The sequence below is a fragment of the Salipiger sp. HF18 genome (genome assembly GCF_011806505.1).
In the GTDB taxonomy this organism is placed as follows: Bacteria; Pseudomonadota; Alphaproteobacteria; order Rhodobacterales; family Rhodobacteraceae; genus Salipiger; species Salipiger thiooxidans.
The window spans coordinates 1-941 of the sequence record NZ_JAATOS010000860.1 but is presented as its reverse complement, the minus strand read 5'-3'; the positions used below and the strand labels follow the sequence as shown (position 1 = coordinate 941).

Below are 941 nucleotides of genomic sequence, written 5' to 3'. Positions count from 1 at the left end.
CGCCAGTCCGCAGGCCATTGCCGTCACCTTCTTCATCGCTCCTCTCCTCCCGTCGAGCAAATCGACTTGCAGCATGGCACCCGCCGGGGTTTTCGTTCAATATTGACGCCGGGTCCGATAATGTGCGACCCGGCGTCATGAAACGATCAAGAAAACGGCACTGAGCAGACAGCAATGATCCTCTACCCTGCGATCGACCTCAAGGACGGCAAAGCCGTGCGCCTGCTTCGCGGCGACATGGACAAGGCCACCGTGTTCAACGACGACCCCGCCGCCCAGGCGCTGGAGTTCGTGGCCGCCGGCTGCGAGTGGCTCCATCTCGTGGATCTCAACGGCGCCTTCGCCGGCGAGCCGGTCAACGCCGCCGCGGTCGAGGCCATCCTCAAGACCACCAACACCCCCGCCCAGCTCGGCGGCGGCATCCGTGACATGGCCACCATCGAGCGCTGGCTCGACAAGGGGCTGGCGCGGGTGATCCTCGGGACCGTGGCGGTCGAGAACCCCGCCCTCGTGCGCGAGGCCGCGGCCGAGTTCCCCGGCAAGATCGCCGTGGGCATCGACGCCAAGGACGGCCGCGTGGCCACCAAGGGCTGGGCCGAGGTCACCGACGTAGACGCCATCGAGCTCGCGAAGAGCTACGAGGACGCGGGCGTCGCCGCCATCATCTACACCGACATCAACCGCGACGGTGCCATGCAGGGCCCCAACATCGAGGCCACCGCGGCGCTCGCCCGCGCGGTCACCATCCCGGTCATCGCCTCGGGCGGGGTGTCGTCGCTCAAGGATCTCAAGGCGCTGCGCGACTGCGGCACCTCGCTCAACGGTGCGATCTCGGGCCGGGCGCTCTACGATGGTGCCATCGACCTGCGCGAGGCGCTGAAGCTGCTGCGCGACTGAGGCGCCGCCAAGCGCGCCTCAGTCGCGCCTCAGAGCGCAAGGTC

The 941-nt window shown here is 68.1% G+C and carries 1 protein-coding gene; it reads left to right on the top strand.

The window, feature by feature from the left end:
• Positions 1-174: 174 nt before the first annotated feature.
• Positions 175-897 (top strand): 1-(5-phosphoribosyl)-5-[(5-phosphoribosylamino)methylideneamino]imidazole-4-carboxamide isomerase, encoded by a 723-nt coding sequence (gene hisA / locus HC022_RS27565; RefSeq protein WP_008883600.1) that lies wholly within the window; start codon positions 175-177, stop codon positions 895-897.
• Positions 898-941 lie beyond the last annotated feature (44 nt).